Consider the following 13948-nt stretch of genomic DNA (forward strand, 5'->3'; position numbering starts at 1 on the left):
GCAGATATTAGAGAGTCCCCCATCCCAAAAAGAATGGGCCGATGAGAAAGAGAAAATATTCGGTGAGGCAGATAGTGGAAATACCGAGGGAAGTCTAGACCGGCATGCCGATCGTTGAGGTATTCCACAAATTGGGTATCGGCGCGCAGAGGTATTTCGCCTCGGAAGAGCAAGTACGCAGGGGCAACGGTGTCGAACCTGACAAGCATGCGAGAACTGTAAGCGCCAATTTCTCCCCCTTCTTGCGCAGTGTGGGGGTAATGGGTCACGGCATCGAATTGAGCCTGCATTGCAGCGCCATTTCGTAGGCTTTCTCGAAATGCGGAGCGAGCGGGCGCTCCATCGACTGGTGTTGTGCAATGACGGTCGCCTTGTCCGAGTCACCAAGGCGGCCTTTGAAGATCAGCCATGAAAACAGATGCGAAGTGGTTTGCGCGAGGGCATGGCCTGAATCTTCAGCCAGCTTGCGCGCCTTCATGTCGTCGGTGATGACGGCTTGGCCAATCTTCATGGCGAAGGCGATGGAGGACAGCTCACCCTTGCCCAGCTTTTTCCTGCTTTCAAGGAGTTTGATGGCCTGTAGGTCGCCGATGTAGCATGAGTGGGCGGCGAAGCCGCCTCGGGCCTGCTCTTGGGTCAAGCGCCGCATGAGCTCTGTCTCCGCTTGGGTCGAGGTCTTTCGCGGCTTGGTCAGGCACTCGTAGCGCACGAAGCTGGTGACGCAGAACTCGCAATGAGCCTCTTTGGCTGCGGAGTGCAGCCGAGCCGACGACAACACGTTCCACACCGAACAGGTGTCGGCGACATTGATCAGGTGAAACTTCGACGGGTCAATGGCCATGGAGCGTCCGGCCATAGAGGTTCGCCAGGTCGGCGAGCTCGCCGTGGCTGCACAGCAGGGCCTCGGCCAAACGACCGATGCTGATCACACCAGCGCTGAAACCTTCGAAGCACAGGCCGACGTAGAAGTCGGAGAGGCCGAGTTCCAGGAGGTGGGCCTTGCGCTGGCGCTGCGTGGCATTGAGGCTATCGGGCAGCTCCGGGTCGCGCTTCGCTTCACGCGGCACGCGCAATCGGCGGATGCGGTCGTAGTTGGCTTGGTCGATGAGCTTGGCCTCTTTGAGAGCGATGGCGAGCGCGACGCAGCTCACTCGCAAATCGTTGGCCCATCGCAGGGCATCCGCGTCGCTCCATTGGTTTGGCGGCGGCAGCTTCTTCAAGAAGGCCGGTGGCATCAGAAAGCACGATGCGAAGCGATTGGCGCGAAGCTCCAAATAGTCCGACCAACTGGGGCCATCAAAGCTGACGCTGGCGCCTTGCGCGGAGTCGAAGATGGCGTGAGCCACTTCGTGAGTAGCGCTGAAACGCTGGCGGTAGATGTCCTCGCTGTGATTGACCAGGGTGCATTTGCCGGCGACCGGATGCGTGATGAAGAGGCCGGAGATGTTCGAGTTGCCCAGCTTGCGGCGGAAGACGTGGACGCCGACACTGCGAAATTCCGCGTAGACATCGCGCGGAACCGCGCGGTCGTCATGTCCCAGTGCTTCGCGCAGTCGCGCGGCTGCTGCCTCTCCGTGGCCTTTGAAGAAGTCGCCGCTGGGGGAAAAAGAAAAGTCCTTGGGTGGACGCCCCAGCTCCCGCATCAAGAAGTCTTCAGTCTCGCACAGGTAGAGGAATTCTTGGACGGCCCGGCGGTCTTCCTTCGTGAAGTCGTTACCATGGGCGCGGTAGAGCGTCTCGGTTTGCTCGAACGGCGCCACTAGTTCGTTCGATATGAAGAACTTGAAGTCGCAGCGATAGTGGTCGGCCAAGATCAGCACATCGTCGCCCGTTGGCTCGACTTGGCCTGCCTCGATGGCTGTCAGACGCGCGGCGTCAATGCCGGTCGCAGACGCAACCTCAATGACGGACTCTTTGAGCTGCCCTCGGTATTTGGCGAGTTTGGAGCCTAGGGTTTTCAGGTCGATGGCCATGGCTCTCCATCATAGGCGGACTGGTGCCGATGTCGGCCTCAGCGGTCACTTGCTCGCCGAAGTTGACCGGCAGCAACCAGCCTGAAACCGCCAAACGCAGTAAAAGTCATTTTTCCCACGTGACAGGCAGATCAGGTCGGCGCTACGGTGTAACGGGCAACGATGTGCGACGCATCAAGTCCAAAGTGGACCAACGCTTCTGCAAACTTGGGGGCCGGCGCAAAGGTGGTATCGCCAAAGAGGACTGCCTTGACGAATCCGTCTACCGTAACCTTCAGTGTTGATTCCAATTGAAGACTGGGCCAAAGGGGGTGCGGACAAAATCTTGGACCGGTTAAACGTTAATTCCAAGGCTCGCCCGGTACTCAACTGGGCTAAGTGATCCTAAGGATATCTTGATCCTCTTCTCGTTGTACCAGCGGATATAGGCGTCCACCGTCTGCATGAATTGGTCAACAGAAACATCTTGCCAGTTCCGCGGATAAAACATCTCCGTCTTCAATCGACCAAAGAATCCTTCACAGGCGGCATTGTCCGGTGAACAACCCTTGCGCGACATTGAGCGAATCAGCTTTGCATTGTCCACCCGCGTAAGCCAGCCTGGCCAACGGTAATGGGCACCTCGATCGGAATGGATGACTGGCCTGTTTGCGCTGCAGGCGACTCTCTCAATAGCAGCGTCGAGCATCGTGTTTACCAAGTCTGAATCCGGGCGGGTGCCGATAGTCCAACTCACCACCATGCCGTCGAAGCAGTCGATCATGGGCGAGAGGTATACCTTCCCCGCTGGAATCTGGAATTCTGTGATGTCTGTCAGCCACTTTTCATTCGGTGATTCAGCTTGGAAGTCACGGTTAATCAGGTTCTCCGGTGCTGGGCTGATTTCTCCAAGGTATGAACCGTAACGGCATCTTTTGTTGGCGGCAACAACCAAACACTCCTGCTTCATCAGGCGCTGCACGACTTTCTCCGAGATGTGCACATGCCGTCTGCCAAGCGCAGCCCGCATGCGCCTGTAACCATAGCAACGGTGATTGCTTTGGAACACTTCGGCGATGGCAATACGGGCTTCGGCGTATTTGTCTGGATTCCTGAGCCGAGCGCAGTGATAGAAGTAAGAGCTACGCGCCAAGTCCAGCTCGCAGAGCAACTCGGCCAGTGTGTAGGTATTCTTCAGGGCGTCAACCAGCAGAGTCTTCTCCCGATTGCTCAGGAGCTGCGGGGCGACGCCCAGGCCTTTTTTTAGGAGTTCATTGGCCTTCTTCAAGAGGTCATGTTCAAGCTGCAAACGCCGGATATCGCGTTCAAGCAGTAAAACTTGTTGCTCTAACTCCGTCAGGTCTTTGGGTTTTGGTGCCGTCTGCGATGTTTGTCGTCGCTTCATGGATGCTGAGGCCTCTCGGCCCAGTAGTTGATTCTTCCAGTTGTACAATGTCGGCCTGAAAACGCCTACGGATTCGGCAATAGTCAGCGCGTTGGTCGTCCTAGTGCACAGCTCCACTACTGCAGCATTCTTTGTTTCCGGCGGGTGCTGAACATTCGGTGCTCGACCCACCATACGAAGGCGCAGCTGTGGATGCAGCTCATCGATCCACCTGGTGAGTAATTCCCTGCAGGGGTATCCCAGTGCCCTGAGGGTGGCGGCAATGCATTGATCGTGATCGAGGTAGTGCTGGACTGCACGCTGCTTCTGTTCAGCAGAGTATTTGCTGGGTGCACGGGAATAGCCTACCTGCAAGTCTTGCTCTCGCTCGTACTCTCGATACCAGCTAATGAGGGAATTCTTAGTCGGATAACCCAATTTGCGAATGGTTGCACCAAGACGCCCTCCGAGCTTTATGTAAAGCTTGACTGCGCGAATTCGCTCTTCGTAGGAATACACGAGCTACCTTATATGGATGCCTCCCGGCGATAGGTAGAAACCCGCGTCGTGTTGTGAATAAAGTCGGCTGCTACCTTATATCAGGCCTTGAACGTGATTCGCTGAGTTACCCCAGCTAGTCACTGGCCCCTATGTAATCCGCTGACAATCACCTCATCTCCAGGGCGGACTGTTGAAGTCCAGTAGTTCATTCAGGTTTTGCTCGTCCCGGTCTGACCTGTTTCACATCACTTCGCTTTGCTGCCTCTCGCCCTCAAAAGGCTGACCATATCCCTTCTTTCAGGTAGTTAATGTTGGCCACCATGCTCAAGCCGTTTGTGGCCTGATGCTGTGATGCCCCCGTTGATACTCCAGCTGTCTGGCCGTCACGGCCCAAATCGTTCGTGCCATCTTGGCCGCTTGTGCCACGATGACCACATTGGCTGGACGCCTAGTTTTGAGCTGCTCCAGCCATGGCGTAGGCTCTTTGGCATGAGTGAGTACGGCGCGCGCACCGTGGATCAATAAAGTTCGCAAATACGTATCGCCTCGCTTGGAGATACCCAACAACTGGATCTTTCCCCCCGTACCTCGCTGCTTGGGTACCAGGCCCAGCCACGCACAGAATTCCCGTGCCGACTTGAATGCGCTGGCCTCTCCCATCGTGGCGATGGTCGCCGTGGCGGTGAGCAAACTCACGCCTGGAATTTCAGCTACGCGCTTCATATCGGCATTGGTGCGCAACCGTTGCGCGAGTCGCAGCCGAATGGCCTTGATGTCCAGTTCTGCCTGTTTGATCCGCTGGACTTGTTCACGCAAGCTCTCAGCAACGTACTGTGGAATATCCTTGGCAAGTGATTCCAAGGTGGCCTCAATCTCACTGAACAGCGCGTTCTTGCCGCGGGCAAACGTGGCGCCGAATTCATAGAGAAGTCCACGCAGCGCGTTGGTCTGCATGATCTTCATCTTCATGAGTAACTCGCGCTGGCGATGCAGCACCAACGTTGCTTGCTGTTCCAGTGTTTTCATTCCTACGAATTTCGTGCCAGGCTGTTGAATGGCCAGCCAGATCGCCCGTGCATCCGTTGCATCGGTCTTGTTGCCGGCTACAAACGGGCGTACCGCCTTGGCATGAATCAATCGAACATTGTGGCCCAGTGCCTTGAATTTGCGCGCCCAATGGTGTGCGCTGCCGCACGCTTCCATGCCGATCAGGCAGGGCTGACGATTGGCAAAGTAGTCAAGCATCTTGGCACGCTTGAGTGAGACATTGACGATCTCCCCAGTGCGCATATCCACTGTGTGCAGCTGGAACACACTCTTGGCAATATCCAACCCCACCACTTGCTCGCCATTGATCAAGCCGATTATTTGCCCTGCATACATGCCTGCATTACGATTCATGTCGGATCCTCGATGGTGTTTGTGAAGACCGTGGTCTATCACGCCTTGGGCACTTCAATTCCGTATCCATTAGAGGATCCACTTCAGCTCCAGTGGAATTTCACCTCAGACAAACGGTTGTTTCATCTCAGTGCTCCTCCTGTTTACCTGCCCGTAGGCAGGGAGGCATCCATTACATCTCCAGGTAGTCCAAGATTTTGTCTGCCCCCCCACTGTCAAAATTCCACTGGCGCCAACAGGAAAGAATGAATGAAATTAGGATGTTTATCATTGCGCAAATGAAAGAATGAAAATTTCAAAGCGAGTTATTTTAAGCTTTTTTTGTTTTAAATGTTCCCTGTGGAACATTGTGATAGCTTCCCAAGTTCATGTCCTCATAATATTATTCCATTATTGAAATGGCTTTTCGAAATGGGTAATTCAGATCACTACGGCGGTGGGTATGCGTATCAAAAACTGCGTTCACTTGGGTGCTCGGATTCCACAGCGAGAATTTATGCAGCCAAAACATCCATCAAATCGTATGGAGCGTCTGAATTGGTTTGGTCAAAGGGCCAAGACATCACGCATTGGTGTACCATTATTAATGGTCTGGTGTCTTGCTCATTAGTGACCCCCAACAAAGAAGATGTTCATGTGGCTTTGTTTGGTGAGAACTCTTGGTTCGGAGAACACTCGATACTCTCTCAAAAACCAAGTTTTGCGAACTACAGTTGCTTGGTACCGGTCGACCTGCTTCAGATCTCGTCATCATCTGTCCATGAACTCCTTGAAACCGAGATTGCATTCGCATCGAAATTAGCAAAAATTTCTGCATGGAGAGTCCAGAGAACGTCAGAGATGCTAATGTTGATGCGCTTGGGTAATCCAGCTCTGCGCTCTGTCATTGGGATTAGTCAGTTTGCAGAAACATTGGCATATAACGCTGACAGACCTCCCACCATAGGTTTCGGCTCGGAGATCACAATCCCGATAAATCAAACCGTCCTTGCTTCACTTTGTGGTGTTTCCCGGAGCAGATTATCAACTGTTATTCATGCACTTGAAAAACATGGTTGGTTGAGACTCGAATACGGCAGGATTGAGGTACTAAATTTACCCGCATGGCATGCTTTCGCTTCTACAAGAAGACATATGAGCGTTCTCAAGTATGATCCCACTATTGAAGATTTAATTGAGTCGCTTTATGAAAGTGCTCCTCACTAGTTTTTTCAAGTCATAGAAAACTAGTTCATATCAATTACATTTCGAACTGCAGTTACATTGCTTTTATCCTTAAGTCGATTTGCAATCTAAGTATCAAGTGCTCGACTTTGAGCATCAGACCTTTATCAAGCTCGTCTTTTCTTTCAATCAGACAATCTTCACGAAGATAGAGAGATTGTCTGATTTGAAGTAAGGTAGTGAGAATCTCACTTTTTGTCATAGCTTCCCTTCAGGTGTCTATCACCTCTTTGCACCAAAAATCATCTGCTATCAAACTAATCGGCGAGTCGGTTTGAATTCGAATTCCAGAAATGCGTATTAGTCGCAACAGATCTATAGACGACTTATAGACATAAGGTTCTCCATCTACTATGGCAACCAAAAATTCATCACCTCTGATGACTACAAGTACAGGGCTTTTAAAACGGTCGGAAGAAAGAAGTCCGTCACTTTGAATGGGAAGCACGCCATTATCAGAATTCATATTTATTCTCTGCCGACCGTATTCAATAATTCGCTAATTTTCTGTTTTTGCTTAATGTCTGAATTTGTTTATTCAGCAGGCATCGTTTTTCCGAATTCTTTTTCATTTCATGCTCAGTCAAATATGACTGAGAGAAAAGCGAACACCAGACCTTGAAGTTTTCACCATCCTTGTCCTTGTCTTTGGCATCACTCAAATTGAATATTTTTTTCGACATGATTTTTCTCTGGCAATCGTTTAGCGCTCAAACATGCTTGCGGGCTTCATGTTTGGCAGCGGCATTGGAATTGTCTCCACCCATTTTGACTGAGGATTCTTCCGCCTTGGACTAGCAGTTTCTTGGAGCTGACCATGCATAAAGGCATTCAGTTCGCAGACATCAAAGTTGTCCTTAAAGCAAGGCAACGCAAGAATCCCAGAACTATTCCCGAGGACGATAACATTCATTGATTTAGCATCGTTTAAGACAGATGCCAAATCTCTCCAAGATAATTCCTTAGCATAAACAATTGATACATCAGGATATGGAGTAATCGCTTTAATGCTTTCATTCCACTCAATCCAGCGGTACCCCTGAGCCATAGATACTTTAAGTTGACAACGAATTATCCTGGCGACATCTAAAGCTTCATTTTCAAAATTTACTAGTTGATATAAAAGCATGAAGCTCCTCCAGTCAGTTTCATTGAGTCTGTCGATGTCATTTGATTTACGACTGATTTCTCACTTTCAATGTGGCGCATCCTAAGGAGATACATACACTCCTCAATCAAAACGCAATCAAAATTCCTTTTTCTCACAAGGAAGTCGGCATGCAATAACTCCAAGACACTCAAGGTTTTATCTTTAGCCAGCTCACCAAGATCTGTCATATGTACTCCTCTTGTAATTCTTGGACGTGACTTTAGTTGCCAAGCCGCTAATAGGACTTTTCAAATTGATCACGTGGATACAAACTCGAAGAAGTAACAATCTTTAGCCAGTTTTTTCTCAGCAATGAGGGGCTCATCCCAGAGTAGTCGCTCTTAATGACTCGACGTGAAGGGTCTACATCTTGGAGTCAAGAGGCCTGAATATCCAGTAGGTGGCGCGAGCAAGGCTTCGAGGTTGCTCCTCATGCGGTGAAGATTGAGTTCAAGCACGCGGGCCGGGATGCAAGGCCAAGGTTGCTTTAGCAGAGTTGCTCAAGGAAGCCGATCAGTACTCCTCTCAGATCAACGACTTGAGTCGCCAGTTGCTTTAGGGCGCTGCCGGGGTGTTCGGTTCCATAGCCCGTTAGGAGCCTGTTGATATTGCTCCGTCGCATGCCATGGTTGGACAATAGGTGTTAGTGAATGATGTTTTCTGGGGCAGCCATTCATAGCCACTCGCATGATGCGCTGGAGAGTAAAGCGCTAAGTTATCCACGTTGGCCGACTCCACTTGAGCACGTGGATGGAACGAATGGGCGCCTACGCTCAATGTCCAGAGTCCGGCTCGTCACCCATAGAGCAAGGTTTATCCAAACCTTCTGAGTAGGGTGGCAAAACTGCGCACTAGTCAAGTTTGGGCGTCGGGATATGACCCACATTCCAATGGAACGGGGCTTTGTCTACTTAACTGCCGTGGTGGATGTGGCTAGCCGCATGGTTCTGGCACACCAAGTCGTAATTACGCTGGAAGCCTGCCAAGGCATGGAAATCATTGAGCAAGCATTCGCGCTCTAAGAATTGCCGGAGATCGTCACCACCGACCAGAGCAGCCAGGGCGGATTCAACCGGTCGTTGCAACACCTTCAACTAGGAGGTGTTTATGGGGCGACCCGCAGGATGGACGGCAAAAGTGCTTGGCGGGACAACGTATTCATCACAAGCTTGTGGCGAACAGTCCATTACGAGCGGGTATATCTTGTTCCTGTAACTCAGTCCTCTGAGCAAAAGATGACGTGGCCGCGTACATTGACCGGCAGTACCGCGAATGGGTTCTTCCGGTATTGTGGAGCGGCCACAAAAGTGACCATTTTTTTGGGGGGGCGAAAAAGCCCGACGTGCATTGAACGAAAATTCCGAATGCGCCCCGAGTTACCCACGGCTTTCACCGTTGACAACTTTGCATCAATTCAACACGCACGCCTTTTCACTCTCTCTTGGGGTGGAAATGAGCAGGTGAATGGACCCAATCCTCAAGAAGGTGGGAGTCGATACGAATTGTCTCCAAAAAGACATTCTGAGCAATATTGGTCTCGAATGCCAAGAAGAATATGGAGTTAGATCAACTTACTAAGAATTGAAATGCAAGACTCTGAAAAACTCGATTTGCGATACAGACTACTAAAAAGTTCCGCAAATGATTCTCATCAGGAGAGCATTCCAATTGAAGATGAAAAAAAGCTAGATCGAGTGGATCATCTAGTAAAGGAAACTGGTAATCGCTTGGTAAGAATAGAGGCGAAACAAAGAGAAATTTTAAATAGTTCGGCTACAAAGGAAGACATAGAAAAAGCAAAGCGTTTTTTTGTTTTCTGGGTTTTATTTTCAATTGTTTCAATGCCATTGATCGGACTGCTATTTAAGAAGTTTCTTAACTAATTGGAGAACGTTCTGAATAACTCGTTGCGAGTTGCAATTAGCAAGTCGGTGTCGTTAAAATGGCGGGTGGATCGCGACGGGGTTTGAACTGACCCCCAGAGGTTGGGCAAACTTCAAGGGGTTTCATAATAAAGTACGAAACTGAGTTCAAGCTCAAGCTAGTCAAGAGTTGTTTTGACGGGGGATGGCGGAGCGAAGCTGCTTGCGCGGCAGTGGTCGGTGGCAGAGGACAAGATCCGTACTTGGGTGGGCCACTACCGCCTGCTCGGCCCTGACGGGCTATGGACCAAGCGCAGCAAGTACAGTTCAAGTTGCAGGTGCTGTCCCACCAGGACCATGAGCAGCTTTCGAGCCGTGAGGTCGCGGCGGTTTACGAAATCCGCAACTACAAGCAAGTCGTTACCTGACGAGGCAAGCTCGATGAGGGCGGCGTGGAGGTCTCTGGGATAAGGGAAGAAGAGCACTCCAGTATGAAGAAAGAACGACTCTTTCCAGCGCTGCAAAGCGCTACGGTCACCGATTCGGTGCAGGCCTTGCGCGAAGAGAACGAGTGATTGCGTGCAGAGGTGGTCTCGACGTCCCCCCGGTATTGAGTAGCGCCTAAGCTTGGAGTCCAATCCCAGAGACAGGAGATTGGACGTGAAAAAGCGATTTACAGAAGAACAGATCATTGGCTTTCTGCGTGAAGCCGAAGCGGGCCTGGCAGTAGCCGAGTTGTGCAGGCGGCATGGCTTCTCAGAAGCCAGCTATTACCTCTGGCGCAGCAAATTCGGCGGCATGAACGTATCTGACGCCAAGCGCCTCAAGGAGCTGGAGGCGGAGAACGGGCGCCTCAAGCGGCTGCTGGCAGAGGCGATGCTGGAAAACGAGGTAACGAAAGAAGCCTTGAGAAAAAATTGGTGAGCGCACCGGCCAGACGCGAACTGGTGCGCGACATGATCAGCCATGGACTAAGCGAACGTCGCTCGTTGCGCATCATGGGCATGAGCGCCAGCGCCTATCGCTACGAGCCAGCTCAGGACCGCAACTGTGTGCTCAAGGAGAAGATCATTGCCCTGGCACAGCGGCATCGACGCTACGGCGCAGGCATGATTTATCTGAAGCTGCGCCAGGCCGGTGAACTCATCAACCACAAGCGCGTGGATCGCCTGTACGCTGAAGCAGGTTTGCAGGTGAAGAAGCGCAAGCGCAAGAAGATTCCTCTGAGCGACAGACATCCCTTGGAGCGCCCAACGGCCGCCAACCAGGTGTGGGCCATGGACTTCGTGTTTGATCGAACGGCCGAGGGGCGCAGCATCAAGAGCCTGACGGTGGTGGATGACGCAACCCATGAGGCGGTAGCGATCGTGCCAGAGCGTGCATTAGGCGGAAACCAACTGGTGCGAATCCTGGAGCAACTGGCCAGCACCAGAGGGCTACCCAAAGCGATACGGACAGACAACGGCAAAGAGTTCTGCAGCCGCACCATGCTGACTTGGGCTCATGCAAGAGGTGTTCAGCTATTCCTGATCGAACCGGGCAAACCAAATCAGAACGCCTATATCGAATCCTTCAACGGACGCTTCCGGGATGAATGCTTAAACGAGCACTGGTTTACAAGCCTGCAGCATGCCCGCGTGATCGTTGAAGCATGGCGTCGGGAATACAACAAGGAAAGACCGAAGAAATCACTGGGTGGCTTGACACCAACAGCCTATGCAAAAACATTGATTCAAAAACCAGTTAAATTAACCACGGACTCCAAAGCCCAGTGCTACTGAAAATGGGGGGGACGTCGATAGAGGTAGAGGTTTCTCGCCGTCTCAAATTGAATTGCGATAGGTTCTGGGACTGCTGTACCAAGTTTGATTCCCGCCACGTTGGCATGATGTGCTTCCAGCGATAACTGGGCTGCTACTGGCTCCTCGAATTTACCTGTTCGAGGGTCTGGCTCTGTGATAGACCTTGGAGTGCGCAGACTTTCAGCGAGGCTGAGCGATGCTTTTGTCATGTGGAGTCTTTGAGGAAACTCACTAGATTCGGGCTCCGGGTGGCATTGATCCGTTTTCAATGTCAGCGGTACTGTTCATCACGATATCCTGAGACCACAGCTGCGCATTTGCTTAAAGCTTAAGCATGCGCTTCATCAGCAATGTCGGAAAGTCTTGCTTGTGCCCTGCGACGGTATAGACATACACATCCCCGTTGATGCGCCGGTACACCAGCTTGTGGTGTGAAGTCAGGACATACTGGTAATCGGCTATGCCGACAGATGCCAACTCTTGGACGGGTGGGCCAGTTAAAAGTCCCGTGTCAATCAAGGCCAACTTGTCGAAGATTTCGTCTTCGGCTTTGAGCCAGTCGGACTCGCTCCATTGATTCAACATGTATTCCTGAAGCGACAGGAGGTCATCCTGGGCATATGGAAGGATGAAGACCGCCATTACTTGCGCTTCTGGCGGGCTGCAACCAATTGCGCACGAGATTCTGCTGCCGAAATGGCTTTGCCGTGCAGGCGGTCTTTTTCGCCCAAAGCCATGACCTTCAACGCAGCAATCAGGGCTTCCTTCTCTTGGTACTGCTTGACGCCTTCAATGACCATGCTGGCTTCACCGTTCTGGGTGATGAAGAACGGATTGCCGTTCAGCGTCAGATCCTCGGAAATCTGGGCGGCATGGCTTTTCAGGTAGGAGATGGACTTTATGTTGGCGACGGAAGGCATGCAGTGAATCCATTGGGCTGATGGGTTTAAATTTAGTACCGAATTTAGTTGTCGTCAAGCATTGACGTTCCGCCTGTCGTGGAGACAATGCAGGTGTCACATTCAGGGGTACCAGTAAAATTGGGACACTTGTAACGCCGGTTTTGAAAAAACCGAATGGAATCAACTGCTTAGGTGTGTGGAGGGGAGTGTCCCGTCCACGATGCTCAAGGGCGCAAGGTTGCCGGCCCTCGGCAAGCCCCCTTCATTGGCCGCAACAAGCCTCATCGTGGTGACCGAAAGTGGGTCAATGGCTGGTCGCCAGAGCAGATTGCCAACCGACTGTGGGTTGACTTCCCCGATGATCCTTCCATGCGCATTTCTCACGAAGCCATCTACCAGGCCCTCTACATTCAAGGTCGAGGTGCCCTCAAGCGCGAGTTGGTCAGCTATCTCCGCACTGGCCGTGCTTTGCGCACGCCGCGGGCAAGGTCTCAGGCCAAAGCATGGGCACATGTCAGTGAAGAGGTGATGATCTCCAGCCGCCCTGCTGAAGTAGAAGATCGTGCTGTACCCGGTCACTGGGAAGGAGACTTGATCATCGGTCTGGACAGGTCGGCCATTGGAACGCTGGTAGAGCGCTCAAGCCGCTTCACCGTGCTCGTGCACCTGCCGCGCGAGGAGGGCTATGGACTGACTCCCCGAACAAAGAACGGTCCTGCGCTCGCTGACTATGGAGCCATCACCATGACCAACGCTCTCAAGAGAACGGTGACGAATCTGCCTACACAGTTATGGCAGTCATTGTCATGGGATCGTGGCAAGGAACTGTCGGACCATGCCCGTTTCACCATCGACTCCGGGGTGAAGGTCTTCTTTGCTGACCCCAATAGTCCTTGGCAGCGTGGTACGAACGAGAACACGAACGGGCTGCTACGCCAATACTTCCCAAAGGGCACTGACCTATCCTGGTGGAGTGAGCGAGAGATTCAAGCCGTTGCACTGACCTTGAACAACAGGCCACGCAAAACGCTGGGTTGGAAGACTCCAGCGGAGGCGCTGAACGACTACCAAAAATCTGTCGCGTAATCCGGTGTTGCAACGACCGGTTGAATCCGCCCAATACGTCTCCATCCGGTACACCGAGCGGCTAGCCGAAGCTGGAATCGAACCTTCCGTGGGCAGTCGCGGCGACAGCTATGACAACGCGCTGGCCGAAACTATTAACGGCTTGTACAAGGCTGAATTGATCCATCGCAGGGCACCCTAGAAGACCAAAGAATCGCTGGAACTTGCCACGCTGGAATGGGTGTCCTGGTTCAACCACCACAGGTTGCTTGAACCGACTGGATATATTCCTCCTGCCGATGCTGAGGAAAATTACTATTGGCAATTACCCAGTCAGGCAGCCATACCGGCCTGACTTAACCCAACGGGCCTCATCGATACTCGGGGCGATTCAATTGCCATGTACCCGGTAGACGGCCCGCGTGAGCAAATCCTGAAGAAAGCAGACATGGCCATGTACGCAGCAAAACGCGCTGGTGGCAATGCCTACGTTTTCTTTAGTTGCTACAAGAACATGAAATCCGCTTGAATCATATTCATCTCCTTACTGACATCGATAGGCCCGTGGGAAACACACAAATTCAGGTGTTCCTCTTTTGGTAGACACAGAATTCACGAATGGCCCACAGCTTCAGACGGGTAGCCAACGATCGCAAGACAGGTCTGCGGCTTGATGGCCTACCAAGAATAATGCAGCGGCGCATC

At 52.0% G+C, this 13948-nt stretch carries 14 protein-coding genes and 2 pseudogenes; 8 read left to right on the top strand and 8 right to left on the bottom strand.

Annotated features, from left to right (window positions below; translation table 11 throughout):
- Positions 1 to 265: 265 nt before the first annotated feature.
- From ACOAP0_RS15560 to ACOAP0_RS15575, 4 genes are all read right to left on the bottom strand, one after another.
- Positions 266 to 841, bottom strand: a complete 576-nt coding sequence (locus ACOAP0_RS15560; RefSeq protein WP_498377142.1) for a hypothetical protein — start codon at positions 839 to 841, stop codon at positions 266 to 268.
- Positions 831 to 1973 (bottom strand): ImmA/IrrE family metallo-endopeptidase, encoded by a 1143-nt coding sequence (locus ACOAP0_RS15565; protein WP_498377143.1) that lies wholly within the window; start codon positions 1971 to 1973, stop codon positions 831 to 833. Before ACOAP0_RS15565 ends, ACOAP0_RS15560 begins: the two co-directional genes overlap by 11 nt.
- A 334-nt stretch (positions 1974 to 2307) precedes the next feature.
- A complete protein-coding gene (locus ACOAP0_RS15570; protein ID WP_498377107.1) occupies positions 2308 to 3855 on the bottom strand; it encodes an IS3 family transposase in 1548 nt (515 codons plus the stop codon).
- 306 nt (positions 3856 to 4161) lie between these two features.
- Positions 4162 to 5220: an IS110 family RNA-guided transposase gene (locus tag ACOAP0_RS15575; protein WP_498377795.1), complete on the bottom strand. Its 1059-nt coding sequence runs from the start codon at positions 5218 to 5220 to the stop codon at positions 4162 to 4164.
- A 357-nt stretch (positions 5221 to 5577) separates the two neighbouring features.
- Between ACOAP0_RS15575 and ACOAP0_RS15580 the strand changes: the two genes are divergently transcribed.
- Positions 5578 to 6444 carry a Crp/Fnr family transcriptional regulator gene (locus ACOAP0_RS15580; RefSeq protein ID WP_498377144.1) on the top strand — a complete coding sequence of 289 codons (867 nt, stop codon included), beginning with the start codon at positions 5578 to 5580 and terminating at the stop codon, positions 6442 to 6444.
- Between the two features lie 229 nt (positions 6445 to 6673).
- Here the strand turns inward: ACOAP0_RS15580 and ACOAP0_RS15585 are convergent, their stop codons facing one another.
- Together ACOAP0_RS15585 and ACOAP0_RS15590 are read right to left on the bottom strand one after the other, a co-directional pair.
- Positions 6674 to 6928 (bottom strand): hypothetical protein, encoded by a 255-nt coding sequence (locus tag ACOAP0_RS15585; RefSeq protein ID WP_498377145.1) that lies wholly within the window; start codon positions 6926 to 6928, stop codon positions 6674 to 6676.
- A gap of 237 nt (positions 6929 to 7165) precedes the next feature.
- Positions 7166 to 7591 (bottom strand): hypothetical protein, encoded by a 426-nt coding sequence (locus ACOAP0_RS15590; protein WP_498377146.1) that lies wholly within the window; start codon positions 7589 to 7591, stop codon positions 7166 to 7168.
- 896 nt (positions 7592 to 8487) lie between these two features.
- Between ACOAP0_RS15590 and ACOAP0_RS15595 the strand changes: the two genes are divergently transcribed.
- The 4 genes from ACOAP0_RS15595 to ACOAP0_RS15610 all read left to right on the top strand — a co-directional run bounded on the left by ACOAP0_RS15595 (position 8488) and on the right by ACOAP0_RS15610 (position 11255).
- Entirely contained in the window at positions 8488 to 8634 is a 147-nt protein-coding gene (locus tag ACOAP0_RS15595; RefSeq protein ID WP_498377147.1) for a hypothetical protein, read from the top strand.
- Between the two features lie 564 nt (positions 8635 to 9198).
- Positions 9199 to 9495: a hypothetical protein gene (locus ACOAP0_RS15600; RefSeq protein WP_498377148.1), complete on the top strand. Its 297-nt coding sequence runs from the start codon at positions 9199 to 9201 to the stop codon at positions 9493 to 9495.
- A 281-nt stretch (positions 9496 to 9776) separates the two neighbouring features.
- Positions 9777 to 9902, top strand: coding sequence for a hypothetical protein (locus ACOAP0_RS15605; RefSeq protein WP_498377149.1), 126 nt, complete (start codon positions 9777 to 9779; stop codon positions 9900 to 9902).
- A gap of 232 nt (positions 9903 to 10134) precedes the next feature.
- A protein-coding gene (locus tag ACOAP0_RS15610) for an IS3 family transposase (RefSeq protein ID WP_498377150.1) occupies positions 10135 to 11255 on the top strand; the annotation gives its coding sequence in 2 pieces (ribosomal slippage) (positions 10135 to 10384 and positions 10384 to 11255; 1122 coding nt in all).
- A gap of 342 nt (positions 11256 to 11597) precedes the next feature.
- Here ACOAP0_RS15610 and ACOAP0_RS15615 read toward each other — a convergent pair.
- Both ACOAP0_RS15615 and ACOAP0_RS15620 read right to left on the bottom strand, forming a co-directional pair.
- Positions 11598 to 11918 carry a type II toxin-antitoxin system RelE/ParE family toxin gene (locus ACOAP0_RS15615; RefSeq protein WP_498377151.1) on the bottom strand — a complete coding sequence of 107 codons (321 nt, stop codon included), beginning with the start codon at positions 11916 to 11918 and terminating at the stop codon, positions 11598 to 11600.
- Positions 11918 to 12196 carry a type II toxin-antitoxin system Phd/YefM family antitoxin gene (locus ACOAP0_RS15620; RefSeq protein WP_498377152.1) on the bottom strand — a complete coding sequence of 93 codons (279 nt, stop codon included), beginning with the start codon at positions 12194 to 12196 and terminating at the stop codon, positions 11918 to 11920. Before ACOAP0_RS15620 ends, ACOAP0_RS15615 begins: the two co-directional genes overlap by 1 nt.
- Positions 12197 to 12406: 210 nt before the next feature.
- Between ACOAP0_RS15620 and ACOAP0_RS15625 the strand changes: the two are divergent.
- The 3 genes and pseudogenes from ACOAP0_RS15625 to ACOAP0_RS15635 form a co-directional block, all read left to right on the top strand.
- Positions 12407 to 13264 (top strand): annotated as a pseudogene (locus ACOAP0_RS15625) (IS30 family transposase); the annotation flags it as partial.
- 28 nt (positions 13265 to 13292) lie between these two features.
- Positions 13293 to 13598 (top strand): annotated as a pseudogene (locus ACOAP0_RS15630) (integrase core domain-containing protein); the annotation flags it as partial.
- Between the two features lie 45 nt (positions 13599 to 13643).
- Positions 13644 to 13772, top strand: a complete 129-nt coding sequence (locus ACOAP0_RS15635) for a hypothetical protein (protein ID WP_498377153.1) — start codon at positions 13644 to 13646, stop codon at positions 13770 to 13772.
- Positions 13773 to 13948 lie beyond the last annotated feature (176 nt).

It is taken from the genome of Curvibacter sp. Hmag1.1, from assembly GCF_059769165.1.

What these genes read in the sequence shown, in the direction of transcription:
- ACOAP0_RS15620 (WP_498377152.1), bottom strand. Translation starts at nt 12,196, where the DNA reads ATGCCTTCCGTCGCCAACATAAAGTCCATCTCCTACCTGAAAAGCCAT.
- ACOAP0_RS15605 (WP_498377149.1), top strand. Translation starts at nt 9,777, where the DNA reads ATGGACCAAGCGCAGCAAGTACAGTTCAAGTTGCAGGTGCTGTCCCAC.
- ACOAP0_RS15575 (WP_498377795.1), bottom strand. Translation starts at nt 5,220, where the DNA reads ATGTATGCAGGGCAAATAATCGGCTTGATCAATGGCGAGCAAGTGGTG.
- ACOAP0_RS15565 (WP_498377143.1), bottom strand. Translation starts at nt 1,973, where the DNA reads ATGGCCATCGACCTGAAAACCCTAGGCTCCAAACTCGCCAAATACCGA.
- ACOAP0_RS15635 (WP_498377153.1), top strand. Translation starts at nt 13,644, where the DNA reads ATGTACCCGGTAGACGGCCCGCGTGAGCAAATCCTGAAGAAAGCAGAC.
- ACOAP0_RS15600 (WP_498377148.1), top strand. Translation starts at nt 9,199, where the DNA reads ATGCAAGACTCTGAAAAACTCGATTTGCGATACAGACTACTAAAAAGT.
- ACOAP0_RS15590 (WP_498377146.1), bottom strand. Translation starts at nt 7,591, where the DNA reads ATGCTTTTATATCAACTAGTAAATTTTGAAAATGAAGCTTTAGATGTC.
- ACOAP0_RS15595 (WP_498377147.1), top strand. Translation starts at nt 8,488, where the DNA reads ATGACCCACATTCCAATGGAACGGGGCTTTGTCTACTTAACTGCCGTG.
- ACOAP0_RS15585 (WP_498377145.1), bottom strand. Translation starts at nt 6,928, where the DNA reads ATGAATTCTGATAATGGCGTGCTTCCCATTCAAAGTGACGGACTTCTT.
- ACOAP0_RS15615 (WP_498377151.1), bottom strand. Translation starts at nt 11,918, where the DNA reads ATGGCGGTCTTCATCCTTCCATATGCCCAGGATGACCTCCTGTCGCTT.
- ACOAP0_RS15560 (WP_498377142.1), bottom strand. Translation starts at nt 841, where the DNA reads ATGGCCATTGACCCGTCGAAGTTTCACCTGATCAATGTCGCCGACACC.